The following is a 23,289-nucleotide window of genomic DNA, read 5'->3' on the forward strand; positions in this document are numbered from 1 at the left end:
GGCGTTCCCGATTTCGACCGAAGCCTGCTGCCAGGTTTCCAGGACTTCCGCGATTTCGGGATCGTTGCTTTCAGATACGGTCGAGTATAAGACGTTCGTCGCTTCGTCAATGAGGGATGCGGCCTGATTTAACTAAACAATAGAAAGGCGCTCTACAGCGAGGTCTAGGTTTCGTGCGATGTCGTCAACCGACATGCCCACCTTCTACGCTAGTCTGCTAACCCTTGGATAATAGCGATCACCGCAACAACCACAGTGGCAGCCCAGCAGAAATCCAGTCGCCGCCAGGCGGTAGCGAAACACCGCCGCCACCAGGCACCAAGCCGCAGCAGCAGGGCAGCCCAGCAGCACGGCAGCCAGCAGAGGAACAAGCACAGTCACCCAGCAGCAGCGAACCCCCGCAGCAACGAACCGCAGCCACACCCCATCCCCACCACCACAACGCACCGTGACCAAGCCGCCACCCGGCAACGATCACGGTGCGTCACACGTGGGACGACTTTTAGAGGCGTGTCCGGGTTGAGTGCACTTGATCAAGCTCTACTCCCTAACCCGTTTCGCGCGAAATCGCCGGGCTCTGCGTGGTGGCTCAGGCGTCGGTGCGGAAGGTGAAGCGGGCCTTGCCGACCCAGATCTCGTCGCCGTCGGTCAGCTCGGCGGACTCCACCGGCATCCGGTTCAGGTAGGTGCCGTTTAGCGAACCGCCGTCCACGAGGACGAACCGGCCGTCCCGGCGGCGCAGCTCGGCGTGCTGGCGCGAGACGGTGATGTCATCCACGACGATGTCGCATTCGCGGCCGCGCCCGATCGTGGTGCGCGGAGTGCTGATCGCGAAACCGGTACCGGCGTCGGGCCCGCGGTTGATCACGAGCCTCGCACGGCCGCTTGGCTCCTCGGGCGCGCGCGGCGCCGGAATCGGCTGCGCCACTGCGGCGGGCACCGTCCAGGGCCGGGTCGGCTCGTCCAACTGGGTTCCGCTCGGTGCGGACGCGTCGATCCGGGTCTGGTTCATCATCATTCTCCTTACCAACAAGCAACAACGCCGCTGCGGGCTGCGCGATCCAAGTGCGGCGGCTGAACCCAGAATGCCGAAGCCCGGACGCGAACGGCCAGGACCTTGGTCCTCACTTTTCAGAGTCCTCGGCCGGAATCACTCGCGGTGCACGAGTTCGTGGGCCACGGCGTGGCAGGCGCCACGGCCGTCGGCGCGGGCGACGATCCGGTTCGCCTCGATGCGCACCGCGGTTTCGGTGGCGTCGCTGACCGCGGACACCCCTGCCGCCGCGGCGAGGGTGCCCGACGCGTCGCACACGACCTGCAGGCGGGGCAACGACGAAGCCGGGAATGCCTGGCGCAGGCAGCCGCACAGTTCGGCGATGGCCAGCCGCGCCAGCGGCGCTAATTCACCGGGATCGCTGGTGACCAGGGCGATGGTGACCGCGGCCTCGGCGCGAACCGCTTCCTCGGCGGCGGAAAGCCGGTGCAGCCCGAGCACCGCAACCACGCCGTCACCGGTCAACCGCGCGGATTCGCCGCGCACGAGGTCGGTCGCTTCCGGTGGGGACCACGGCTCGTCGGTCGGTTGCGCCGGCGGGACGATCGGTGGCGGCGCCCAGAAGTCGTTGAGTGCCAACCCGGACAGGCGCTCACAAGCGCTGACGATGTCGAAGGGTTCGACGAAACCCGGTGCGGCGGCGGCCATTTGGCTCGCGCCGTGCAGCGTCGTAAGCACGATCTCCGCCAACCGCACCAGGCGGGCGGGCGGCGCTCCCGGCGGAACTTCCGGGGGCTGCAACCGTTCCAACGCGAGCGCGAGCAGGAGCGCATCCAGCTCAATCAGCTGCGCGTAGGGGCGCTGCACCCGCTCATCAGCCAGGATTTCCGGCATCAACTCCGCGCCGAGGGGTCGCTCGTCTGGCAGACGCGCGACCCATGCGCGGGCGAGCGCACCGAGCGCGTCATGGGCATTGCGGCCCGACGACGGGTGCAGCGGCGCGGGCGCACGCTCGGCCAGGTCGGCCAGAACCGCGAAGTAGAGGGCCCGCTTGCCGGGAAAGTTGGAGTAGACCGCGCCGCGGGTGAGCTCGGCGCGCTCGGCGATGGCGTCGATCTTGGCGTCGCGGAAGCCGAGCTCGGCGAACTCGTCCCGGGCCGCGGCGAGCACCTTGCCGCGGTTGCGTTCCTGGGCTTCCGCCCTGCTGAGCCGAGCCATCGTCCTCCCCCGAAGCGCACCTGAGCGGGTTGCCGTCCAACTCGATCCAAGATACCGTCACCACTCAAATGATGAGAACATCTGAAATGAACATCCGACTTTCGGAGGCCACGTGACCAGCCAAGATGTGACGGTTCCCGAGATCGACCTGACGACGCCCGAGGTGCTCAACGACCCGTTCGCGGCCTATGGGCGCGCCCGGGAACGTTCGCCGCTGGCACGGCTGCTGGTCCCCGGTCTCAACCCGATGTGGGCCGTTCTCCGCTATCACGACGCCAAGGCTGCGCTGACCGATGCCCGTTTGGAGCTCACCGGCGACAGCTTCGCCATGCGGCCTGACGTGCCCGAGGACTGCCTGCCCTACATGCGGACCATGCAGGAGATGGAAGGGCCGGAGCACACCCGGCTGCGCAGGCTGGTCGCGCCAGCGTTCACCGCCCGCCGAGCCGCCGAGTTCCGGCCGCGCATCGAAACGATCGTCGAGGCCCTGCTGGACGACCTGCCCGACGGCGGCGAAGTGGACCTGCTGCCGCACTTCGCCCGACCGCTGCCGATGGCCGTGATCTGCGAACTGGTCGGCATCCCCGAATCGGACCGGCCGAAGTGGCGGGAGTACGGCGCCCACGTCGCCGCCGGTTACGGTCCGGGGCTCGCCGAGTCGATCCCCGGCATCATCGCGGGCGCGAAGGCGGCGGTCGCGGCGCGGCGGGCCGAGCCCGGCGACGACCTGGTCTCGCAACTGATCCGAGCCCAGGACGAAGACGGCCACCGGCTCAGCGACGCAGAACTGGTCACCCTGATCTGGAACGTCGTCCTGGCGGGCCAGACACCGACGAACCTCATCGCCAACGGCGTCCACGCCCTGCTCTCCCACCCCGACCAGCTCGCCGCACTGCGCGTGAACCCCGACCTCATGCCCCACGCGGTGGAAGAGCTGATGCGCTGGTGCGGCCCGCAACTGCTGACGATCCCGCGCTTCCCACGCGAGGACGTCGAGATCTCCGGCATGCGGATCGGCAAGGGCCAGCCGGTGACGGTCGTGATCGCGTCGGCCAACCACGACCCGCGGGTGTTCCCCGAAGCCGACCGGCTCGACGTCAACCGCCCCGCCGGGCCCCCGCACCTGGGTTTCGCGCACGGCGCTCACTTTTGCCTCGGCGCCGCGCTAGCCCGAACCCAAACCGAGGTAGCGCTTTCCGTCCTGCTGGGCCGATTCCCGAACCTGGAGCCAACGCCCAAGGGCGTACAACACCTTCCCGACCCGGGCACCCGGCGCCTGAAAACCCTGCCCGTGACCCTCTGAATCCGCATAACGACCGGCCCCAGCGTGCCGTTCCGCGACAAGCACGATCAGCAAGTCCTCAACGCGCATGCTGGGCTCCAGAACCAAAGTCGCGATGCCCGAGGCGGTTGCCAAACTCTCAACTCACCAGGCATGAGCGCACCGCAAGAAAATGGCGATCACGGGTGGTCAGTCCTTATGCCGCGCAGCGCAAGAAGATGCGGGAACTCCTCAGCGGGAGGCCCGAGGTGCGGGTCGGGACCATGCACACCTTCCAGGGCGGGGAACGCGATGTGATCGTGCTGTCCCCCACCCTCTCGCAGAACGCCAAGCGGCAGTCCGTCCGGCGCCTGGCGGAAAACCAGAACCTCTGGAACGTGGCGTTCGCCCGCGCGACCTCGCGACTGGTCGTCGTCGGTGACGCGACTCGGTGACATGACACCAAGGGACTGCTCAGGACACTGCTCGCCCAAGCAGAGAACGCAGGTCTCCGGAACGCCAACGATCTCGACACGACGAGCCACTCGCCAGGCTGCACCAGTGCCTCGTCGTGCGGAGCACAGCGACCGCCCCGTCCAGGAGCTCATGCTTGCCGCGACCGATGGAGAGGTCGTCCGGATCCCGGTCTGGCGCTGCCTCTCCGACCCCGCAGAACTGCTGGCCGATCTCGGATGCTGACCAGCGACCGATTCTGCAGGCCCCAGCGAGTCGTCAGGGTTTCGCCGCGTTCGCGGCTATCTCGCGGGCGAAGACGGCGGCCGGTTCAACGGCTTGACCGGGTGGGATCGGGGTCGTGTTGCCGGCCGCGTCCACATCTACTCCGGCGAAGGACATTTTGAGGTTCAGGTTGCCGACGACGATGATGTAGTCGACGCCTTCGCTCGTGTTGCTTCGCACCGCGTACTCGCCGAAGCCCAGCACCCGCTCGAAGTGGTTCGGCGAGTCCCCGCTCAGCCGGTCCAGTTCTTCCAGCGCCCCGTTGGCTCCGGACCTCGCGTCGTTGCTCCGGTGCAGGCTTACGTGCAGGGACAGCTTCCGTTCGAGCGGATGAGCGCCTTCGGAACCCAGATCACGGTAGGTCCACGAACAGTATCCGGTGGTTTCAACCGCGATCGTGTCAGTCTCGTACGGCGTGCCGATCAGTTGGCCTGCCATCACCGGCGAGACCAGATCGCAAATCTGCGGTAGCACCTTGAACCGATCATCGTCCGGATCGAAGCCCGGGTTTCCGGCGCAGCCCGCCACGAGCAGGCCCATCAACGTCATCACCGCAACCGACCGCTGCAGGGTCGAGATCTTCATTTCGGTCTGACCTTCCAATCACTGGGTTCCGAGGCAGCGGCGGGGAGTGGCTCCGGAATCTTCAAATCCGCGGCGACTTGCGCTATTTCCACCCCGGAGCGCCGGAAATCAGCCATGACCTGAACCACCCGTTCGGCCGTCGACGTCATCTGCCTGACGAAGTTCGCGAGCGCCTGGAGCACTTCGTCGGCGACGTCGAAGATGGTTTCGTGGATCCTGGCGATGAGCCCACCGGTCAGGCTGATGACCTCGGCCGCCGTGTTCCCGATCAAGCCGATGGCTATCTTGTACGCCTCCGTTATGTGGTCCCGCATGTCCAACAGCTTCTTGCTGAATCGGTCGAAGAGGCCCGCGGTGTCCTGCATTACCTTCACCACGTGGTCCAGGTAGGCGATGTACGCCTCGGAGGCAGCGCCCGTCCAGCTGGCCGCAATCGCCGTGCGGGCGTTGGTGACCGTCTCGTCGGCTTGGAGCAGCTCGGCCTTGGCTGTCGGCGACCAGAGTCTGGCGATGCCCAGAACAGCTTCGGGATGACCGAGCCAGTCGCGGACTTCGTTGACGATGCGGACGATCACGTCCTGCCCGGTCTTCTCGGCATACTCGATGATCTTGGCTGCCTGTTCCTCTGGGAAGGGCGGGTTGGCGGCGGTCATGCGGATTCCTTCCGATGCGGGCGCTACCGAAGATGTCCGAACTGGGCGACGATCTCCTGTTGCCGGCGTTCCTGATCGTCGGCGACCGCTCGCAGGGCCTCGGCGGCGCTGTGGAGGTTGTCCGCTCCCTTACGCAGTCCCAGTTCAAGGTCCGCCGCCGCCTCGTTGCAGCTGAGCACGATCCCGTCCTGCTTGCCGAGCAGGCCGAGGTCGTCCGAAGCGAGCAAGTTTCCGTTGACCGCGTGGAGTGCGTTTCGCCAACGACTTTCGGCCTCCGACAGGAGAATCACGTTCGTGCGCAACGCTTCGATGATGACCTCGAATCCGGACATCCCTCACCTCCGCGCCTTCAATGCCTGCTGCCGGACGGCCGCGGCGCGCCGCTCCGCGCGCGCCAATGCCTCGACCACCTGGTTTCCGAGAGCTTTCTCCGTGGTGTAGCGGAGTTTGTCGTGTTCCAAACTGATGTCGACGAGTTCTCCGTACCCGTTAACGGCGAGCTCACCAAGGTCGCCGCCAATCGTTTCCACCACCGTCTCGGCCACCAGGCGCCGACTGGCCGCTTGCACTGCCGCGGTCCGCTGCTGGATTTCCGCGAGCAGGTTCTCGATTTCGTGCATCGAAGCCATCACTGCCCGCCCGCCAAGTCGGGCGCCACCTTCTTGAACGCCTGCGAGGCGGCTTCAGATGCCCGCGAACGAGCATTTCCAATGGCATCTTTGATTTCCGCAGCGACCGTCTCAGGATAGATGCTGCGGAGAGCCCCACCCCGGATCGCGATTTCCGTTACGGTCCCGTTGCCCAGACAGGTCGCGACCACCCGACCCGAACCGGATCGCCCGCTGAAATTATGGCTTTCGTGCTCGTCCCGCGCTCGGCGGATCACCTTGGCCCGTTGGTCCAGGTCATCTGCTGCTCGGCGTAGCGCTTCGAAGTCGACTCGATGCGTCCCCACAAGCTCTCCCCAGAATTCCCGATGGATTTGCGGTGACTCATTCTGGAGGCTATCGACATTTGGACACGGGGCGGACCACACCCGAGAACTCGGTCCGCATTTCACTCGAACAGTTTAGCCCGATCAACTGAAAACTACCCTCGATGGAATAACCATATAGAACACCCGGTGCAACCCCGCCACCCGTTCGGATTAACTCGACATCCTCAATCGAGGCACCAGGCATCGTTGGCGTTCTGCCAATGCAGACAGCAGGACTGCGGCGAACGCTATCAATTCGAAGAGTTCAATCCAACGATCGGGTGCAATTTTACACCCGATCAACGAATCGCAATTGAGATAATTTCGAAACCCATTCGAGAAAACGGGGAGTTTCGCCCGCAACAACGTTGGGAATATGCCACAAGGCAGGCCACCGAACGAGCGATGGCCCGGATTCATCCCGGTTCGGGATGAATCCGGGCCGCTACCGGACGGATTACTTCACCGCGCCCATCGACAGGCCTCGGACCAGGTGGTTCTGGGCGAACCAGCCGACGATCATCACCGGTAGCGAAGCCAGCAGGGCCGCCGCCGAGAGCTGCGCCCAGTACAGGCCCTCGCTGGTGATGAAGCCGACGAGGAAGACCGGGACCGTGCCCGCCTGCGCCGCCGTCAGGTTCACCGCGTAGAAGAACTCCGTCCAGGAGAAGATGACGCAGATCAGCGCCGTGGCCGCGATTCCCGGGGCCACCACCGGCAGGATGACCTTGAACAGCAGGGTCGGCAGGGTCGCTCCGTCGACCCGGCCGGCTTCCACCATCTCCGTTGGCACTTCCAGGAAGAACGAACGCATCATCCAGATCGCCAGCGGCAGGTTCATCGCCGTGTAAAGGATCACCAGCGCCCAGACGTTGTCCAGCAGCTTCAGGTTCTGCGAGATCACGTACAGCGGGATGATCGCCGCGACGATCGGCAACATCTTGGTGGACAGGAAGAAGCCGAGCGCGTCGCGGGTGCCGGGCACCGCCGAGATCGACAGCGCGTACGCCGCCGGGACCGCCATCAGCAGCACCAGCAGCGTCGACACCACCGTGACGAACGCGGAATTTCCCAGGTACGGCAGGAAACCGCGCTCCAGGATGCCCGCGAACTGGTCCAGCGTCGGGGTGAACACCAGGCGCGGCGGATCGGTGTAGGCGTCGGCTTCCTGCTTGAACGCCGTGAGCACCATCCACAGCAGCGGGAAGACGAACAGGATCGCGACCAGCCAGGTGAACGCGGTCAGCGCCCACTGGCCGACGGGGTTTCCGGTACGCATCATCGCACCTCGCTCACGCCGAAGGTCCGGAACATCAGCCGCAGCGCGAAGGTCGCCACGATCAGGGTCAGCACCACGACGATGACGCCCATCGCCGAGGACTGCCCGATGTCGAAGCCCTCGAAGGCCCGCTGGTAGATGTAGTAGGGCAGGTTCGTGCTGGCGGTGCCCGGACCGCCCTGCGTCATCAGGAAAATCGCGTCGAAGCTGTTGACGATGTAGATCGCGCCCAGCAGGACCGCCAGCTGCAGGTACCGGCTCAGCTGCGGCAGCGTGATCGACGCGAAGGTGCGCCACCGGCCCGCTCCGTCGACCGCGGCGGCTTCGAGCACCTCCTTGGACTGAGCCTGCAGACCCGCGAGGATCAGCAGCATCATGAACGGCGTCCACTGCCAGACGATCTGCGCCATGACCGAGGCCAGCGGGAACTCCGATAGCCAGTCGATGTCGCCGCCGAACACGAAGTTCAGCAGACCGTAGGTCGAGTCGAACATCGTCGTCTTCCACAGCAGCGCCCCGGCCGCCGGGAGGATCAGGAACGGCGTGATGAGCAGCGTGCGGACCACGCCGCGGCCGAGGAACTTCCGGTCCAGCAGCAACGCCAGCCCGAGGCCGAGCAGCATCGCCACCAGCACGCAGACCACGGTCAGCAGCACGGTGTTCAGCATCGCGCCCCGGAACTGGCTGTCGGCGAACACGTCCAAGTAGTTGCGCAGGCCGACGAAGTGCCGGGAACCGGGTCGCACCAGGTTCCAGGACTGGAACGAGTAGAAGACGGTGAGGAGGAACGGGATCTGCGTGACCAGGATCGTGAACAGCAGGGCGGGCAGCAGCGGCGCGCGCCGCAACCACGCCGTGCCGGACCACTTGCCGACCGGCTTGCGGATCGTGACGGGTGCCGTGGCGGTCTGGGTCATCGGGTCTCCCGGTATGCCGCGCCGACCGATTCGGCGTACTCCTGCGACTGCTGGAGCGCCTCGTCGACCGTGATCTGCCCCGCGATGGCAGCGGAGAGCTGTTGGCTGACCCGCGTGCCGAGGTCCTGGAACTCCGGGATGCCGACGAACTGGATCCCCGGGTATGGCACCGGCCGCAGCATGGCGTTGCGCTGCTGGGCGCGGTCGATCCCGTCCAGCGTGGGCTGCGCGTAGGCCTGCGCGGCCTGCTGGTACTCCGGGATCTGGTACGTCGACAGGCGGCAGCCGGGCGGAACCCTGTTCCAGCCGAAGGTGTTGCCGACGTTGCGCACGAACTCCTTGTCGGTCATCCAGCGCATGAACCGCCAGGCGGCGTCCTTGTCCTCGGCGACCTTCGGCATGGCCAGCGACCAGGTGTAGAGCCAGCCGCTGCTGCCGGTGCGCTCGACCGGGGCCGCGACGTAGCCGGACTTGCCGACGATCTTACTGCTCTCCGGGTCCTCGTTGGTACCGGCCATGACCGTGGCGTCGTACCACATCGCCGCCTGCCCCTGGCCGTACCGCGTGCCGCACTCGGAGAAGCCCGCGCTGGACGCGCCAACCTCGCCATGCTGCCGCACCAGGTCCACGTAGAACTCTGCGGCAGAGCGGAATTCCGGCGAGGTCAGCTGCGCGTTCCAGTTCTCGTCGAACCAGCGCGCGCCGAAGGTGTTGGCGACCGTGCTGAACGGCGCCAGGCTCTCGCCCCAGCCGGGCTTTCCGCGCAGGCAGATGCCGGACACGCCCGTCGCCTTGTTATCAAGTTTCGCCGCGAAGTCCGCGATCTGCTGCCAGGTCGGGTGTTCCGGCATGGTCAGCCCAGCCTGCTCGAACAAGTCCTTGCGGTAGGCGAGGAACGACGACTCGCCGTAGAACGGCACCGCGTACATCGACCCCTGGTACGACAGCGAGTCCCGGATGCTCGGGATGAAGTCGCCCGGGTCGTAGCCCTCGCTCTTCTCGATGTACGGCTGCAGGTTCTCCAGCCAGCCGTTGGCCGCCCACTGCGGGGTTTCGTAGTTGCTGATCATCACCACGTCGAACTCGCCGCCCTCGGTGGCGGTGGACGCGGTGATCTTGGCGCGCGCCTGGTTCTCGGGCAACTGCACGAACTTCAGCTTGATGCCGGGGTTGTCGCGCTCGAACTGGTCCGACAGCGCAATCGCGTCTTCCATCTGCGGGTTCGACACGATCGCGACGACCAGCGTGCGTCCGCCGGACCCCAGCGCACCGGCCCCGGCGCAGCCGGTGAGGGTGAGCAGTCCGGCGCACGCGAGCAGCGCGAGCTTCTTTATTCGGCTATGCATCAACGCCTCCCGGCAGCACCTGGACCTTCAGGCCGGCTCCGCTGCGCATCAGGTCGAGCGCCGCGGGGAACTCGTCCAGCGGCAGGGTGTCGGTGAGCAGCGCGTCGGTGTCGATCGCGCCCGAAGCCACCAGGCCGAGCGCCGCGCCGTAGCTGTTCAGCACGGCCATCGAGCCGATGATCTTGATCTCGTCGTTGTAGATGCGAAACGGCGACAGCGACACCCGGGCCTCGGCGGGGGCGACGCCGAAAACCAGCAGCCGGCCACCGCGCCGCAGCGAGTCGAAGGCCGCCTCGATCGCCGACGCGGCACCGGTGCAGTCAACCGCGGCGTCGAAGCGCTCGTCGAGTTCGGCGACGTCGGTACCCACCCGGACCGCGCCGAGACGGGTTGCCCGGCCCAGCCGCGCCTCGTTGCGGTCGACCACCGTGACGTGCGCGCCGCCGCGCTGGAGCAACTGCTGCATCAGCAGCCCCATCGTGCCCGCTCCCACCACGAGGAACCGTTCGCCCGCCTCGACACCGATCTGCCGGACGCCGTGCACCGCGCACGACACCGGTTCGACCAGCGCGCCCTGCTGCCAGGTCATCTCGTCGGGCATCCGGTAGCAAGTGGACGCCGGGACGGCGACGTACTCGGCGAAAGCGCCGTCCACAGTGTCGCCCGTGGCGTTCCAGTTCGCGCAGAGGTTGCCGTGGCCCGACCGGCACGGGGTGCAGTAGCCGCAGAACAGCGACGGGTCCACCGCGACGCGGTCACCGATCGTCCAATCCCCCGGTGTGTCCGCGCCGATCTCGACGACCTCGCCGGCGAACTCGTGCCCCGGCACGATCGGGTAAGGGGTGGGCGGGAAGTGGCCGTCGGCGATGTGCAGGTCGGTGCCGCAGATCCCGGTTGCACCGACCTTGAGCACCAACTGCCGGTCCCCGGCGTTCGGATCCGGCACATCGCCCACCCTGATCGAGCCGGGCTGATCGATGATCGCGGCGCGCATGACACTCCATTCAACTCTGCTCAAATGAGCGCGTCTTGTTGCAGTCATCCCGCAACATGCGGAGCATTCAAGGGCGCAATGGCAAGTTACGTCAACCTTTCGCCCAAATTTCGCGCTATCGTGCTCATATGAGCACCAAAGGGCCGAGGTCCCGCCTGACCGACACATTCACCGCGGCCTCGATCGCGCACCGGTTCTACCTCCAGGGCTGCTCGAAGATGGAGATCGCGGAGGAGTTCGGCATCAGCCGCTTCAAGGTGGCGAGGATCCTGAGCTCAGCGCAGGAAACCGGCCTCGTGCGCATCGAGTTCGACCTTCCGATGCCGGTGGACCTGCGGCTGTCGGACGAGGTCCGCGCCGCCTACGGGCTCCGCCGCGTCATGGTGCTCAATCGAGCGCAGAGCAAGGCCGATCGGCCGGAACTGCGCCGCCGGATCGGCGCGCTGGCGGCGCAGCTGCTGACCGAGCTGGCCACCCCGGACGACGTTATCGGCCTGGCCTGGGCGCGTTCGGTGAACGTCATGGCCGAGGCGATCGAGTCGCTCCCGAAGTGCCCGATCGTGCAGCTGTGCGGGGTGCAGGCAGGCATGGACATGCGTGACCGGTCGGTGGAGACGGTAGGCCGGGCCGCGGAGGTCGGCGGCGGCGACGCCTACCCGATCTACGGCCCGCTGGTGCTGCCGGACCGCCGCACCACCGACATCCTGCGAAAGCAGCCGGGCATCGCGGAAACCTTCGACCAGTTCCAACACCTGACCAAAGCGGTGGTGAGCATCGGTGCGTGGCAACCGGGCGAATCGACGGTCTACGACGCACTGACCCCGAGCGAACGAGACTCGATCGGCCGACGAGGAGCAACGGCGGAGATCGCGGCCCGCCTGTTCGACGAGAACGGCAACGCCCTGTCAACGGGCCTGGCCCACCACGTGCTGGCGATCACCCACGACCAACTCCGCCGAGTCCCGGAAGTGATCGCCCTGGGCTACACGCAACCGAAAGCCGAAGCGATCGACGCGGTCCTCCGCTCCGGCATCGTCACCACCCTCATCACCGACGCCGCAGCAGCCGACCGAATCCTGGAACTGGCCACCGGACGCCCACCCGCGTAGCCGAAGAGCGCCCGTTTCCCGTTTCCTCCAGAGACAGGAAACGGGAAACGACTCTATTTCCCGTCCGCCGAATCCGAATCTCCGCGACAATCCCCCGACGAGCGGCGCACAGCCGCACGGAACCAGATTTCCTTCCACGCGTCGAGGACGGCGATGAATCCGGCGGAGAGCACCAGGACCAATGCGAACAACTCGACACCCGAAAGTCTGATATCGGCGAGCACGCTCGTGGCCCACACCTGCGCTGCGCTGAACCCGAATGTGAGCGCCGCACTGCCCAGGAACGAGGCACGCGACGGATTGCGCTGTTCGGGTGCCAAATCTCGGACTGACTCGTCCTTGATCATCTCTTCTCCTAAGGTCTGCCGTTGGTCCGGCTCGCCCGGTACCGGACCGATGCGTTTCACACTGCGCGAAAACCGGTCAGGACCAACAGCCGTTTCCCCTCGCCCACCGAAACGGACAACGGGAAACCCGGAGGAAGATGTGACAGAACGGCCCACACTGTTCGGGGCAGAGCTTCGAAGACTGCGCACCGCCGCCGGTCTTTCCCTCACTCGAATGGCCACGCTGGCGCATTACAGCAAGGGACACCTGAGCAAGATCGAAACCGGCGGCAAACGACCAACACCGGATTTCGCCCGGCGCTGCGATGCGATCCTCGCTGCCGGGGGAAAGCTGGCGAGCCTGGTTCCCGCGCAGTCCTCCGAAGAACCGCTGCCCGAAGCCAACGGCGACGGTGAGGTGTGGTTGATGAGTCTCGATTCAGGTGGGAAAAGCTGGTTCCGGCCGATGGACCGCCGACAGGTGTTGGCAGCGGGAGCCGCCTCGATGCTGGCCTTCGGCATGGGCGGCGGTCATGCCATCGCGGAGGACGGCACGATCTCGACGTTCCGCACGATGTTCGACCAGTTCCGCCAGCTGGGGCAAACGGCGAGCCCATCGGTGGTGTTGCCCGCGCTGATCGCGCAGACCCACACCCTCCGCGAACTCGCCGCCCGCGCCAAACCCGCAGTGAGTGCAGAACTCCTGGTGCTGGGCGCGCGGTATGCCGAGTTCGCGGGTTGGATGGCGCAGGAGTCGGGTGACAACGCGGCCGCCCTGTGGTGGACCGACCGCGCCGTGGAGCTCGCGGATGCAGGACAGGACCGGTCACTGGCGGCATATGCCCTGGTGCGCCGAGCGCTTGTCACTCTGTACCGAGAGGACGCACTGGCGACGATCGACCTCGCCCAGCAAGCCCAACGGATCGCAACGTCCGCCCGCATTCGCGGACTCGCCGCGCAGCGCGAGGCACAAGGCCACGCGCTAGCCGGAGCTTACGACGCGTGCATGCGGAGCCTGGACCGAGCTCGCGATCTGCTCAGCGCGGCCCAGCCCGAATCCGGACCAGTACTCGGCACAGCGAACCTGACCGACCCGGTCGCGATGGTCTCGGGATGGTGCCTTCACGATCTGGGACGCCCGAGGGATGCGACGGTGATCCTCGACCGGGAAGTCGAACGAGTTCCGCTGGACGCTCTTGTCCCAAGCGCGCTACGGCGTCCGCCGCGCCCTGGCGCACGCCACGGCGGGCGATATCGACCACGCCTGCAAATTGCTCGAGCAGGTCCTCGGAATGGTCGACACCGTCAGTTCCGCCACCATCACTACCGATCTCCGGCGCGTGGCCCGCGTGCTCGCGCGGTTCCACACAGCATCCTCGGTGCGTGAGCTCCAACCCAGGCTGGTCGCCACGCTGCACAACCAGACCGCCTGAGAACCCTCCATTCCCACAGAAGTGAGGTACCGCTGTGCCCGAAATCTTCATCAACTACCGCACCGGAGACTGCGAACATGCCGCAGTAGCGATAGAGCAGAATCTGTCGGCGCGGTTCGGCCGTGAACGGGTATTCCGCGCCAGCAAGTCCATCCGCCCCGGCGACAACTACCGCACCGGGCTGTCGACGGCGTCCTCCAGTGCCCGCGTGCTGCTTGTACTGATTGGCCCGAAATGGCTCGACGCTCGTGATCGAGACGGAAACCCTGCACTGAACAACAAGGATGACTGGACCCGTAAGGAGATCCTGAACGCCATGCGCAGCGGTGCCCGGATCATCCCGATCCTGTGTGGACGGAAGCTGCCCCGGCTGGTGGCCGCCGATCTTCCGCGTGCCCTGGCGCCGCTCGCCGACCTCCAGTCCCTCACCTACGACACTGGAAGCGCTGAGGCCGGTCTCGACCGGATCGCCGCCGAACTCGTCGACCTGGTGCCGGGGCTCGTCGACCGGACTGCGAAAGCGCCTTCGACCGGCGGCGTGCACTACACCAACGGCGGTCCGGTCAACGGAAACATCACCCAGCTTCGCGATATGAGCGGTGGATCGATAACCAACACGGCGTTCAACGGCCCAACAGGCCCGGTGAGCACCGACGGCGGCGACCAGCACATCTCCTACGGCGACGGGGCGACCCACGTCACGGGCAACAAAATCGGCGGAATCCGCCACAAGTTCGGCTCGAAGCGTGAGCGAGGCGAGGACCGGTGACCGAGACCAACAACGAATTCCACGACACGCAGGGCAGCCCGATCCACGCCGGCTCCGGCGATCTGAACATCAACCCGGTCTACTACACGATTCACGAGAGCGTCCAGCAGCAGGCTCGCGGGCCACGGTTGACCCTGAAGGACGATCTGCGTTGGCTCAAGCGCCGGTTCGAGCCGCCACCGAACTTGGGCGCCGCTCGGGAGATGTTGCGGCAGTCCCGCACCGTCGTACTCACCGGGCTACTGGGAAGCGGTCGACGCACTGCGGCGAAGATGCTCCTAGACGAACTCGCCGACGATCACACCCCCTTCACCGTGCTAGACGACGAGGCGCACAAGCACGACCGAAGCCTGGACAAGCTGATGGTCCAGCCCGGGCACCTGTTCGTGCTCGACCTCTCGGACAGCACCGAGGACGTGTTCCACGCCCGGCAACGAGATCTTCTCTCATTCCGCACGATCCTCCAGCAGCGCACGGCTTTTCTCGCCGTCGTCGTGCCCGATTTCCGCAAGCACCACCTCGACTCGGACCTTGCGCAGTTCGAAGCCCGGATCGACCGGGCCCGAGGTGCCTCGGTGTTACGACGGCACCTGGAAGCGGAAGGGATCTTCCTCTCCGAGCAACAGCTGACTTCGAAGGAACTCGCACGCATCCTGTCCGCACCGATGTCGGAGATCGCAAACCTCGCGCAGATGGTGGTGCTCGCCCGGGACACGAACCGCGGCGGCGATCTCTCGACCTGGCTCAGTGAAGCGGTTTCCGCCCGAATCGACCGCAGCGACGAGGTGACGGAGCAGCTGAACAAGGTTCCAGGCGGTCGGCAGCGTACAGTGCTGCTCGCTGCCGCGATGTGCCGTGGAGCGTCGAGTGACGCGGTGTTCTTCGCGTCCCACCGCCTGGTGAGCTCGTTGAGCCTCGACGGGCGCGAGCAGCCCCGAATGGAACAGGAGGGCTACCGCACCCAGCTCTACGAGCTGAACATCGATGTCGCGCCGAACAACCGGATCGAGTTCAGCCGGCTCAGCTACGACCGGGCGTTGCGCGAACACTTCTGGGACAACTACCCGGATCTTCGGGAGCCGTTCTGCCGGTGGGTGGACGGCATCATCCGCATTGAGCAGTTCAGCGTGCAGGACCGAAAGAACCTGGTCGACCGGTTCGTGGAACAGTCGTTGCGCACCAACTCGCCGGGGCACGTGAGGTGGCTAATCGACCAGTGGATCTTTCCGAGGCAGACCGGAGCGCCGAACGTACTGCGCGACTACGGGGTGCGAGCCCTTCTGTTGGGTTTGAAGAACGAGCGCCACGGTCACTTCTTCCGGCGCCTGGTGTACGAGTGGTCGCGGCGCAACGAACTTCCCGGGGACGTCGGGCAGATCGTGGTGGACGTGTGCACCGAGGTGATCGCTCCGAATTACCCAGAACAGGCTCTGGTCCGGCTCCACCACCGGGCTCGCCGCGAAGACGGTACCGGCGTCCCGACCGCGTACCGCGCCCTGGTCGAGCTGACCTCTCGCGATCCAATATTGCTGCGGCTGCTGCTCGAAAGGCTCACGGCAGATCTGCCGAAGCAGCAGCCGTGGCCCGCCGATCACTTCCTGTTTCTCGCCGTCGCGGACCCGTTGCGGCTTGCCGACTCGAGCAAGCGTTCCCAACCTCTCGCGGCAGACCACACGATCCGTTCCCAACTCGGTTTCTGCTGGCGTACGACCATGCTCGCCCGCCCAGACATCGTCGCGCCACGCGTCTACAACTGGTTCGACGCCGCCGGCCGCACCGTGGCGTATGACCTGCTGCTCGGCATCCTGGCGGACGCGGCCAGCCAGCACCTCCACCTGCTCGGTTCGTTGCACGTCCTCGCGCGCGATTGGAGCCGCACGGCGAACGGACGCGCCGAGGTCTTCGTGCGGTTGTCCCAGCTGATCGACATGGCGCAGGGACTGCACGTCACCGATTACACGTTCAACCATGCGCCTGAGGAGGCCGTTCGATGAGCAAGGAAAACCGGATCCTGTACGGCGGCCTGGCACTCGCGGCTGTCATACCGCTCGTGCTCGGCTTACTGTTGCAGTGGCCGGCCTTGGTCACCGTTCCGTTGTTCGCAGCGGTGCTGTATGGGATCTACCGGAAGCTCATGCACGGGAACAAGACCACCAGCGACCACGTGGGCGTGGTCTTGGACAGGATCGGCCTCTACGCGGACAACCCGGTGCGGGCCTTGACCGCCCACCGCTTCGCCAAGCTGATCGAAGCTGCCGGAAATCCAGGTGTGGCCGACGAAGTCCGCCAGCGATTCGACGCACCACACCCATTCTGATAGCAACCATCCGCGGGCGCGGAGGCCTTGGGGCTGGGCAACTCCAGCTCCAAGGCTTTCGGATTCAACCCGTTGATCCCCTGCGCGGGCCGGGGTGTCCGATCGCCGAAGGCCACACCCCGCCGCCACGAAAACCTGGCCACCTCGATTCCCGCCTGGCGGGACGCACCCGCCTCCGGAATCGGCGAAATCACTGCGGCCAATGCCCAGCGCAGGGAACAGATCGCCCGCAACGACCTGCAACCGTAGAAACAGCGTGTCCCGCGACACAACTCGGTTGAGTTCGTGACACGAACTAATATAGTTCGTACTACGAACTCAACTCTTTCCTCTGCGGGAGCCTGAAATCATGAGTCGTACAGTCGCAGTCATCGGCGGGGGCTATGGGGGCACCGCGGTCGCCAAGGCGTTGGAATCCGAGGCCGACGTCATCCTCATCGACCCCCGGGACGCGTTCGTCAACGCGGCCGCATCGCTGCGGGCGCTGACCCGGCCCGGCTGGGCTGGCAACATGTTCTTCCCCTACAAGACCCTTCTCACGCGGGGCGAGGTTATCCGCGACCGTGCGGTCTCGGTGGACCCCAGCGGTGTCACCCTGGCCTCGGGCGAGCATGTCACGGCGGACTACGTGGTCCTGGCCACCGGCTCCAGCTACGCCTACCCGGCCAAGCCCAGCTCCGACTCGATCGGCGAGGCGCTGGACGACCTCCGCCGGACGCACGAGGAACTGCTCCAGGCCAACGAGGTGCTGATCCTCGGCGCCGGCCCGGTCGGCCTGGAACTGGCCGGGGAAATCAAGGAAGTCTGGCCGGAAAAGCACGTGACCATCGCCGACCCTGCCGAGGAGCTGCTCCCCGGCTTCACGCCGGAGGTGGTTCATGACCTGCGCGGCCAGCTCGACGCGCTGGGCGTCGAAGTGCGCCTCGGCACCGGCCTGGCGGCGCCGCCGAGCACCGAGGCCGGCCGGGCTGGTGCCTTCACCGCCACCACCACCGACGGCGACGAGATCACCGCCGACATCTGGTTCCGCGCCTACGGGACGAGCACCAACAGCGACTACCTCGCCGACGGCAAGCTCACGATCCGTACGCCGCAGGGCCGGGTTCCCGTGACCGAATTCCTCAACGTCAAGGAGCACGACCACGTCTATGCGGTCGGCGACATCACCGATGTCGCGGAGGCCAAGATGGCGGGCTACGCGATGCAGCACGCCGAGGTGGTCGTCAAGAACATCACCGCCCAGCTAAACGGCGAGCAACCCACGGCCACCTATCAGCCCCCGCCCTTCCCCATGATCCTGCTCCCGCTCGGTACGAGCGGCGGTGTCGGACAGCTGCCCTCTCCCGATGGCCCGACCGCCGCCCCGGCCGCGATGGTCGCCGAGTACAAGGGCGCGGATCTGTTCACCGGCCGCTTCACCGAGCAGTTCGGCCCCACCGCCTGAACGGCGGGGACTACGGGCTTGGCGTGATCGCCGCACGGCGGAGTACTCGGCGGCGTCCTGCCCAAGAACAGTGCGGCGGCGCCGCCCGCGGCGGCTCGGGACGCTCGGCCGATACGCTCGCCAAACACCGGTAAATCGTCGAATCGTATGGGAAATTGTGCGCCGATCTCGATGAAGGCCCGGCCCGCATCGGACTGGCGTGACTGATCGCGCAGGCCGATCACCGGCCTGCGGACGACCTGATCGCGAACGACGCGGCACCACCCCACCGCCAGCTGACCACTGTTTGCCCGGTAAACATGCGGGTAGGCTGCCAAGCAGTCTGCAAGTGTGGAGTCCCGATGACAGACGGTCCGCTGCCCGAACCGAACGCGTCGGCCCCGCAGCCCGACGCAGCGACCCCGATCCCGATCCCGAGCCCGATCCCGAACGTCGCGCACTTTGCACCGACACCGCCACACCCTCCTCTCCAACAGCCCTGGACCAACACCGCTGGCCCCGGGTGGACCGGCGGATCACCTGCGGTGAACGAGCCCAAGGGGTTCGGGCTGGCCGGGGCCGCGATGATCCTCGGACTTCTCGGGTGCGTGCTGCCGTTCCTCCCGATCGACCTGACCGGCGTGCGCCCCTACATCCCCTTCCCGTTCGGGCTGGCCGGACTCGCCCTCGCGGTCGTCGGCTGCACCGGCCGCCGCCGCGGCAAGCCGCTGGCCGTGGTCGGCGCGATCCTGTCCGTCCTCGCGCTGGTCCTCGGGGTGGCCATGCTCGTCGGCCACGCCCTGCACTGATCCTCGGGCAAGAACCGAACCGGGCGCGGCCCGCTTCGTCCAGCGGAGGAGGCGGTTCGTCTTCCTCCTCCGCACCGAAGATCTCCGCGCGCAGCCGGCAGTGCTCCCGGAACAGCCGGACGGCCTCGTCCGGATCGCCCGTGAACGTCGGATCCGGCAGGCCCCTCCTGCTCCTCCCCTGGCTCGGCGGGCAGGACATCCCGCTTGAACACGAGCAGCAGACGATCCGGTTAGTACTGCGTGCGGATCAGCGCCGGACTGGTGATCGCCCCGAACTCGCCCGAAGACTCGACGACCAGCTCGATGGTCAGGTGATCCGGCCACGGCTCGGTCGCGAAGTACGCCCGGTTTCCCGAACAGATCCACGCTCGAGGAACGGAATTCACCGTCAGCGAGCTCGTACTGCATGACGCTGCTGCGGGCTCCGTCCCTGTCCCGGTGCCGGACGTTTTCGCCTGTTCTACGGGCAGAAAGTCAACGCTCCGGCCGGTCGTCGACGTCGAAGTCGAGGTGGGCGATGCGCTCTTCGACGGTGACCGCGTTGCGGACGAAACGGCGGGCTTGCCGGGTCAACTCGGTGATTTCGGCGAGATGCGCCTCGACGGCGGCGCGGCTGGCGGCGTCGTCCCCAACCGCATCGAGGGTGGCCCGGTGGATGTCGTGCTCGATCTCGACGAGCTTGGAGAGCATGTCGCGCTGCCGCTCCTCGCTGATCAACAAGCCATGATCGCGTTCACCCTCGGACGGAACCTCGGGATGCCTGTCGACCATCGCGAACCAGTCCCTCCGCCTGAAGCTGACCCGACGGTACCAGCCACCACCAGCGCTACAACAGGTTCGGCTCGCGGACGCAGTGCCCGCCCGATGCGGGACCGGGCGGGCACCGCGCTGCTACTAACCGTCTACTTCGGTCACTTCTGCGGATCTGCCCCGTAGGGCTGGGTTATCGCTTCCAGGTAGTGGCCCGACGGGTCCAGGAAGTAGACGCCCCGGCCCCCGTGGTTGGTGTTGTACTGCTGGGGCAGCTTTCCGTGCGGATCCGCCCAGTGGTCGAGCCCCACCGCTCGGATTCGGGCGTAGATGCCGTCGAAATCGTCCTCCGTGACGAGGAATGCATAGTGCTGCGGCGGGAATTCGATGCCCGGCTCGGCGAACAGGAGCGTCACTCCCGCATCCAGGTAGACCGTGAGGAAGGGGCCGCCGGGCTCCACCGGCGGGAGGTCGAACATCTCCGTGAAAAAGGATGCCGATTCCTGCTTGTCGCGCGCGGCGACGATGGTGTGATTGAAAAGAGTGGTCATGAAGACCCTTCGAAACCGCGCCTCCATGCCTGACGTTGTCCGCCACCGGCACGCGACGCTGCCAGAATCAGATCACGGACGCATTCGACGCGTCAAGCCGGTTGTGTGGGCAGGCGCCCGCATTCGTCCACAACCGGATTCCCACCCGGTGATATGGGAATACCGGCGGGGCGCGGACACTTGAACGGCGTGACGTCGCGCGAAAAGGTGGAGGACATGAGGTTCCGGACGGGCGAGGTACGTCGCCGATGACATCTCCGCTGCTCGACAATCCCGCGTGGGCTTCGCTGACCGGCCCGCACGCCCGGTTCGCCGAGAAGCACGGCCGGGTGTTGCGCTACCCGGTCGACGTGGCACCGTTCCTGGCCATCCCGGACGAGTTCGACGAGGACGGCTGGCGGGACGTCGCGGAATTGGCCGGTCCGGGGGCGGTTGTCGCATTCTCCGGTCGGCGGCGAACACCCCCTCCCGGCTGGGAGGTCTTGGAGCAGCTTCCCGGCGTGCAACTGGTCGACGACGGCGTGGCCGACGCCGAGGACGCCGAGGCGGTGCGGCTCACGTCCGCTGACGTGCCGGAGATGCTCGACCTCGTCAAGCGCACCAACCCCGGGCCGTTCCTGCCACGCGTCGTCGAGATCGGCCGGTACCTGGGGATCCGGCGCGGCGGCGCGCTCATCGCGATGGCCGGCGAGCGGTTGCGCCCACCGGGATGGACGGAGATCAGCGCGGTCTGCACCGATCCGGCATTCCGAGGGCACGGTCTGGCAACCCGGCTCGTACTCGCCGTTGCCGCCGGTATCCGGGCGCGGGGCGAGAAGCCGTTCCTGCACACGACCGCGTCGAACACCAACGCCATCCGCCTCTACGAGTCGCTGGGCTTCCGGCTGCGATACCGGCTGACCTTCTCCGCCGTGCGGGTGCCGGAGACGTCCTTCGGATTGCGGTAGAGGCCGTCAACGCTCATACGCGCATTTACAGTGAGCACAAGCGTGCCGTTGTGGCGGTGGTGCGGGGTGTGCCGGCGTGGGGCGTCGGTGCTGCCGAGGTATGACGATGCCCCCGCACCTGTGGTGCAGGGGCATCGCACAGGTGCCGGGGCGTGTGCAAGGTTGACCTGTCCGGTTTAGGTAGTTTCGGGCGGGAAGGTGGGTGGCAGGTTGCCCAGGTGGTGGACAGGTTGGCCAGGTGGTGGACCGTTTCGATACCGGCGGCTGTGCCGTTCGGTCGGCGCCAGCGCCATATCCGGTTCGCAAGTTTCCGTCCAGAACAAAGACCTTCCAGGCTGCGGGTCCTGGCACGTCCGTACCCGCCCACGATTTCCATTGAAATTGCGGAGGTTGTCCACAGGCATCGGCGTGTCGGGATGCGACACGCCGACGGTCCGCAAGTTCCATTGAAATCGAAGGTTCGATTTCAATGGAACTTGCGGCTTCTCTCCGCCGAGGCGGACTCGATGAACGTCTTCGCACCGGGAGTCACACGACCCCGCAAGGACTCGACTGTGAGGGTGGGCCGGTCAAGCACAACCCGAATCAGGGAAGCCAAGAACACGAGAGCGCGGCTCCTGGACAGACCGTCACGGCTTGAACAACCCGATGATCTCCCACCGGAAACCGCGCCCTCGTCTCGCGTGCATCGCACAGGTGGCGAGGTCGCGACTAGGACCGGCTTCTCGCTTGTTCCCATTGTCGGCTCATGGCCTCAGTGTGGAGATATTTTTTCATGCGCCTGGCAAGAAGATCCGCCAAAGCTTCGATTTCTTTCATGTCTTGTTGACAGACCGGCAGACATATGCGGGATGTATGGTCAATCGGCGAATATTCGACATTTCTGAATTGCTCGGAATTTGACGGCTTGAGGATTCCTAGCTCGTATCCCAGAATCACAGCACCGACACGGTTGCGTAGATTAAATTTGCGGTAGATGTTACGCGTTCGGGACTTTACGGTATCTTTCGCGATGTGCAACCGCATCGCAATTTCATTGTCGGTAAGTTCGCAGGCGATACAATATATGACGTCCCTCTCTTCCTTGGTGAGATTTATCAACTTGTCTGTGCTGAATCTTTGCGGTGACGTTCGCACTACATTAATACCGTTCGTACTAGTATGAAAATGAGGGAATCACGTGGGTGCGGCCGGTTGGCGGCTGGAGGATCTGCCGCCAACCGGCCGCGACGGACCGATGCCGGGCCGGGGGGCACGACATTTGGATATCCAGTGTCGACCGGCACCGGGCCGTGTCTGGGGTCATGCGGTACGTCTATGCCGTCCGATAGCCATTTCGGAGGGTGACTCTTCCCGCAATGCCTCTTCAATGCAGTCGCGGCACGGTCTCACGAAAGGTGGCGTATTGGACTTGCCCATGTTGCGTCCGCATCGCGACGTCGCGATGGTGCCGGGCTTGCGTTCGTGTGCATACCCGAGATGGTCAGTCCAAACCACCCGGACCCCAGGCAGACACGCGTCCCCTTCCATCGCGGGAGCTGGTCCGGACAAGCCCGATCCGCTCACCCGGTGCCCCCGTCTGATCGCATGGCATGCGCCCGAACGTGAAGTACATGGGAGAGCCGCCGCAATTTATCCGCTAGCACTACCTGATTCGCTAGGGGGTAGTCCCCCCGCACGATATTGAACTGTGCATCGCTGATGGCCCATTGGCTTTCGGCAAGCATCACAGCAAGCGTGTCGGCCGGAACCTGACTCACCACGGGTGGCATATCGGCCGGTCGATCAGCTCTGGAAATAACGACTAGCAGGCAGGGAACGCACGCTGCCCCGTCACCCTCCTCGCACACCTCCACCAGCACGCGTCGGAACTTCTCCCCAGACACGGACGTCA

General features: G+C 65.9%; 26 protein-coding genes. 10 read left to right on the forward strand and 16 right to left on the reverse strand.

Annotated elements, in window-relative coordinates; translation table 11 throughout:
- Window positions 1–589: 589 nt before the first annotated feature.
- Together SSPN_RS0111680 and SSPN_RS0111685 are read right to left on the reverse strand one after the other, a co-directional pair.
- Entirely contained in the window at window positions 590–1,012 is a 423-nt protein-coding gene (locus SSPN_RS0111680; RefSeq protein WP_101376506.1) for an FHA domain-containing protein, read from the reverse strand.
- A gap of 138 nt (window positions 1,013–1,150) precedes the next feature.
- A complete protein-coding gene (locus tag SSPN_RS0111685) occupies window positions 1,151–2,212 on the reverse strand; it encodes a TetR/AcrR family transcriptional regulator (RefSeq protein ID WP_010694781.1) in 1,062 nt (353 codons plus the stop codon).
- A gap of 112 nt (window positions 2,213–2,324) precedes the next feature.
- Between SSPN_RS0111685 and SSPN_RS0111690 the strand changes: the two genes are divergently transcribed.
- Together SSPN_RS0111690 and SSPN_RS0111695 are read left to right on the forward strand one after the other, a co-directional pair.
- Complete coding sequence (locus tag SSPN_RS0111690; protein WP_010694783.1) at window positions 2,325–3,515, forward strand: cytochrome P450 family protein; 1,191 nt, start codon at window positions 2,325–2,327, stop codon at window positions 3,513–3,515.
- 164 nt (window positions 3,516–3,679) lie between these two features.
- The gene (locus SSPN_RS0111695) at window positions 3,680–3,928 is read left to right on the forward strand and encodes an AAA domain-containing protein (protein WP_010694784.1); all 249 of its coding nucleotides are present in this window, start codon (window positions 3,680–3,682) and stop codon (window positions 3,926–3,928) included.
- 277 nt (window positions 3,929–4,205) lie between these two features.
- Here SSPN_RS0111695 and SSPN_RS0111705 read toward each other — a convergent pair whose 3' ends face one another.
- The 9 genes from SSPN_RS0111705 to SSPN_RS0111740 form a co-directional block, all read right to left on the reverse strand.
- The gene (locus tag SSPN_RS0111705) at window positions 4,206–4,796 is read right to left on the reverse strand and encodes a hypothetical protein (protein ID WP_010694788.1); all 591 of its coding nucleotides are present in this window, start codon (window positions 4,794–4,796) and stop codon (window positions 4,206–4,208) included.
- On the reverse strand, window positions 4,793–5,449 hold the full coding sequence (locus tag SSPN_RS0111710) for a hypothetical protein (RefSeq protein WP_010694790.1): 657 nt from the start codon (window positions 5,447–5,449) through the stop codon (window positions 4,793–4,795). Before SSPN_RS0111710 ends, SSPN_RS0111705 begins: the two co-directional genes overlap by 4 nt.
- A 23-nt stretch (window positions 5,450–5,472) precedes the next feature.
- Entirely contained in the window at window positions 5,473–5,781 is a 309-nt protein-coding gene (locus SSPN_RS0111715) for a hypothetical protein (RefSeq protein WP_010694792.1), read from the reverse strand.
- A gap of 3 nt (window positions 5,782–5,784) precedes the next feature.
- Window positions 5,785–6,069: a YbaB/EbfC family nucleoid-associated protein gene (locus SSPN_RS0111720; RefSeq protein ID WP_143539520.1), complete on the reverse strand. Its 285-nt coding sequence runs from the start codon at window positions 6,067–6,069 to the stop codon at window positions 5,785–5,787.
- A gap of 8 nt (window positions 6,070–6,077) precedes the next feature.
- Window positions 6,078–6,509 (reverse strand): YbaB/EbfC family nucleoid-associated protein, encoded by a 432-nt coding sequence (locus SSPN_RS62545; protein ID WP_083821684.1) that lies wholly within the window; start codon window positions 6,507–6,509, stop codon window positions 6,078–6,080.
- 373 nt (window positions 6,510–6,882) lie between these two features.
- Complete coding sequence (locus SSPN_RS0111725; RefSeq protein ID WP_010694796.1) at window positions 6,883–7,707, reverse strand: carbohydrate ABC transporter permease; 825 nt, start codon at window positions 7,705–7,707, stop codon at window positions 6,883–6,885.
- The gene (locus tag SSPN_RS0111730) at window positions 7,704–8,621 is read right to left on the reverse strand and encodes a carbohydrate ABC transporter permease (RefSeq protein ID WP_010694798.1); all 918 of its coding nucleotides are present in this window, start codon (window positions 8,619–8,621) and stop codon (window positions 7,704–7,706) included. The genes SSPN_RS0111725 and SSPN_RS0111730 overlap by 4 nt, the downstream gene beginning before the upstream one ends.
- Complete coding sequence (locus tag SSPN_RS0111735) at window positions 8,618–9,967, reverse strand: ABC transporter substrate-binding protein (protein WP_010694805.1); 1,350 nt, start codon at window positions 9,965–9,967, stop codon at window positions 8,618–8,620. The genes SSPN_RS0111730 and SSPN_RS0111735 overlap by 4 nt, the downstream gene beginning before the upstream one ends.
- Window positions 9,960–10,961 (reverse strand): zinc-dependent alcohol dehydrogenase family protein, encoded by a 1,002-nt coding sequence (locus SSPN_RS0111740; protein ID WP_010694807.1) that lies wholly within the window; start codon window positions 10,959–10,961, stop codon window positions 9,960–9,962. The genes SSPN_RS0111735 and SSPN_RS0111740 overlap by 8 nt, the downstream gene beginning before the upstream one ends.
- Window positions 10,962–11,089: 128 nt before the next feature.
- Between SSPN_RS0111740 and SSPN_RS0111745 the strand changes: the two genes are divergently transcribed.
- A complete protein-coding gene (locus tag SSPN_RS0111745) occupies window positions 11,090–12,070 on the forward strand; it encodes a sugar-binding transcriptional regulator (protein WP_010694809.1) in 981 nt (326 codons plus the stop codon).
- Between the two features lie 53 nt (window positions 12,071–12,123).
- Here SSPN_RS0111745 and SSPN_RS43480 read toward each other — a convergent pair whose 3' ends face one another.
- Window positions 12,124–12,417, reverse strand: coding sequence for a hypothetical protein (locus SSPN_RS43480; RefSeq protein ID WP_010694814.1), 294 nt, complete (start codon window positions 12,415–12,417; stop codon window positions 12,124–12,126).
- Window positions 12,418–12,556: 139 nt separating this feature from the next.
- Here SSPN_RS43480 and SSPN_RS43485 point away from each other — a divergent pair, with 139 nt between their 5' ends.
- From SSPN_RS43485 to SSPN_RS54590, 6 genes are all read left to right on the forward strand, one after another.
- The gene (locus tag SSPN_RS43485; protein WP_237710524.1) at window positions 12,557–13,783 is read left to right on the forward strand and encodes a helix-turn-helix domain-containing protein; all 1,227 of its coding nucleotides are present in this window, start codon (window positions 12,557–12,559) and stop codon (window positions 13,781–13,783) included.
- Between the two features lie 80 nt (window positions 13,784–13,863).
- Window positions 13,864–14,598, forward strand: a complete 735-nt coding sequence (locus SSPN_RS0111760) for a toll/interleukin-1 receptor domain-containing protein (protein ID WP_010694819.1) — start codon at window positions 13,864–13,866, stop codon at window positions 14,596–14,598.
- A complete protein-coding gene (locus tag SSPN_RS43490; protein WP_010694821.1) occupies window positions 14,595–16,592 on the forward strand; it encodes a hypothetical protein in 1,998 nt (665 codons plus the stop codon). The genes SSPN_RS0111760 and SSPN_RS43490 overlap by 4 nt, the downstream gene beginning before the upstream one ends.
- Complete coding sequence (locus tag SSPN_RS0111770) at window positions 16,589–16,915, forward strand: hypothetical protein (protein ID WP_010694823.1); 327 nt, start codon at window positions 16,589–16,591, stop codon at window positions 16,913–16,915. The genes SSPN_RS43490 and SSPN_RS0111770 overlap by 4 nt, the downstream gene beginning before the upstream one ends.
- 349 nt (window positions 16,916–17,264) lie before the next feature.
- On the forward strand, window positions 17,265–18,359 hold the full coding sequence (locus SSPN_RS0111780) for an NAD(P)/FAD-dependent oxidoreductase (protein ID WP_010694829.1): 1,095 nt from the start codon (window positions 17,265–17,267) through the stop codon (window positions 18,357–18,359).
- 524 nt (window positions 18,360–18,883) lie between these two features.
- Entirely contained in the window at window positions 18,884–19,147 is a 264-nt protein-coding gene (locus SSPN_RS54590) for a hypothetical protein (protein WP_143539519.1), read from the forward strand.
- A 230-nt stretch (window positions 19,148–19,377) separates the two neighbouring features.
- On the opposite strand, the gene SSPN_RS56645 is transcribed toward SSPN_RS54590, so the two are convergent.
- From SSPN_RS56645 to SSPN_RS0111800, 3 genes are all read right to left on the reverse strand, one after another.
- Window positions 19,378–19,533, reverse strand: coding sequence for a hypothetical protein (locus tag SSPN_RS56645; protein ID WP_010694833.1), 156 nt, complete (start codon window positions 19,531–19,533; stop codon window positions 19,378–19,380).
- Window positions 19,534–19,621: 88 nt separating this feature from the next.
- Window positions 19,622–19,918 carry a hypothetical protein gene (locus SSPN_RS0111795; RefSeq protein ID WP_010694835.1) on the reverse strand — a complete coding sequence of 99 codons (297 nt, stop codon included), beginning with the start codon at window positions 19,916–19,918 and terminating at the stop codon, window positions 19,622–19,624.
- Between the two features lie 140 nt (window positions 19,919–20,058).
- Window positions 20,059–20,448, reverse strand: coding sequence for a VOC family protein (locus SSPN_RS0111800; protein ID WP_010694837.1), 390 nt, complete (start codon window positions 20,446–20,448; stop codon window positions 20,059–20,061).
- 248 nt (window positions 20,449–20,696) lie between these two features.
- On the opposite strand from SSPN_RS0111800, the gene SSPN_RS0111805 reads away from it, so the two are divergent.
- Complete coding sequence (locus SSPN_RS0111805; RefSeq protein WP_010694840.1) at window positions 20,697–21,395, forward strand: GNAT family N-acetyltransferase; 699 nt, start codon at window positions 20,697–20,699, stop codon at window positions 21,393–21,395.
- A 711-nt stretch (window positions 21,396–22,106) separates the two neighbouring features.
- On the opposite strand, the gene SSPN_RS62550 is transcribed toward SSPN_RS0111805, so the two are convergent.
- Window positions 22,107–22,532: a response regulator transcription factor gene (locus tag SSPN_RS62550; RefSeq protein WP_170121616.1), complete on the reverse strand. Its 426-nt coding sequence runs from the start codon at window positions 22,530–22,532 to the stop codon at window positions 22,107–22,109.
- Between the last annotated feature and the right edge of the window lie 757 nt (window positions 22,533–23,289).

Origin of the sequence: Saccharopolyspora spinosa NRRL 18395 (genome assembly GCF_000194155.1) — a bacterium.
Classification (GTDB): domain Bacteria; phylum Actinomycetota; class Actinomycetes; order Mycobacteriales; family Pseudonocardiaceae; genus Saccharopolyspora; species Saccharopolyspora spinosa.

Excerpts from the sequence above, each read along its gene's own strand:
- SSPN_RS0111680 (WP_101376506.1), bottom strand. The coding sequence starts at position 1,012 with ATGAACCAGACCCGGATCGACGCGTCCGCACCGAGCGGAACCCAGTTG.
- SSPN_RS0111685 (WP_010694781.1), bottom strand. The coding sequence starts at position 2,212 with ATGGCTCGGCTCAGCAGGGCGGAAGCCCAGGAACGCAACCGCGGCAAG.
- SSPN_RS0111705 (WP_010694788.1), bottom strand. The coding sequence starts at position 4,796 with ATGAAGATCTCGACCCTGCAGCGGTCGGTTGCGGTGATGACGTTGATG.
- SSPN_RS0111710 (WP_010694790.1), bottom strand. The coding sequence starts at position 5,449 with ATGACCGCCGCCAACCCGCCCTTCCCAGAGGAACAGGCAGCCAAGATC.
- SSPN_RS0111715 (WP_010694792.1), bottom strand. The coding sequence starts at position 5,781 with ATGTCCGGATTCGAGGTCATCATCGAAGCGTTGCGCACGAACGTGATT.
- SSPN_RS0111720 (WP_143539520.1), bottom strand. The coding sequence starts at position 6,069 with ATGCACGAAATCGAGAACCTGCTCGCGGAAATCCAGCAGCGGACCGCG.
- SSPN_RS0111725 (WP_010694796.1), bottom strand. The coding sequence starts at position 7,707 with ATGATGCGTACCGGAAACCCCGTCGGCCAGTGGGCGCTGACCGCGTTC.
- SSPN_RS0111730 (WP_010694798.1), bottom strand. The coding sequence starts at position 8,621 with ATGACCCAGACCGCCACGGCACCCGTCACGATCCGCAAGCCGGTCGGC.
- SSPN_RS0111735 (WP_010694805.1), bottom strand. The coding sequence starts at position 9,967 with ATGCATAGCCGAATAAAGAAGCTCGCGCTGCTCGCGTGCGCCGGACTG.
- SSPN_RS0111740 (WP_010694807.1), bottom strand. The coding sequence starts at position 10,961 with ATGCGCGCCGCGATCATCGATCAGCCCGGCTCGATCAGGGTGGGCGAT.
- SSPN_RS0111745 (WP_010694809.1), top strand. The coding sequence starts at position 11,090 with ATGAGCACCAAAGGGCCGAGGTCCCGCCTGACCGACACATTCACCGCG.
- SSPN_RS43480 (WP_010694814.1), bottom strand. The coding sequence starts at position 12,417 with ATGATCAAGGACGAGTCAGTCCGAGATTTGGCACCCGAACAGCGCAAT.
- SSPN_RS0111770 (WP_010694823.1), top strand. The coding sequence starts at position 16,589 with ATGAGCAAGGAAAACCGGATCCTGTACGGCGGCCTGGCACTCGCGGCT.
- SSPN_RS0111780 (WP_010694829.1), top strand. The coding sequence starts at position 17,265 with ATGAGTCGTACAGTCGCAGTCATCGGCGGGGGCTATGGGGGCACCGCG.
- SSPN_RS0111795 (WP_010694835.1), bottom strand. The coding sequence starts at position 19,918 with ATGGTCGACAGGCATCCCGAGGTTCCGTCCGAGGGTGAACGCGATCAT.
- SSPN_RS0111800 (WP_010694837.1), bottom strand. The coding sequence starts at position 20,448 with ATGACCACTCTTTTCAATCACACCATCGTCGCCGCGCGCGACAAGCAG.
- SSPN_RS0111805 (WP_010694840.1), top strand. The coding sequence starts at position 20,697 with ATGACATCTCCGCTGCTCGACAATCCCGCGTGGGCTTCGCTGACCGGC.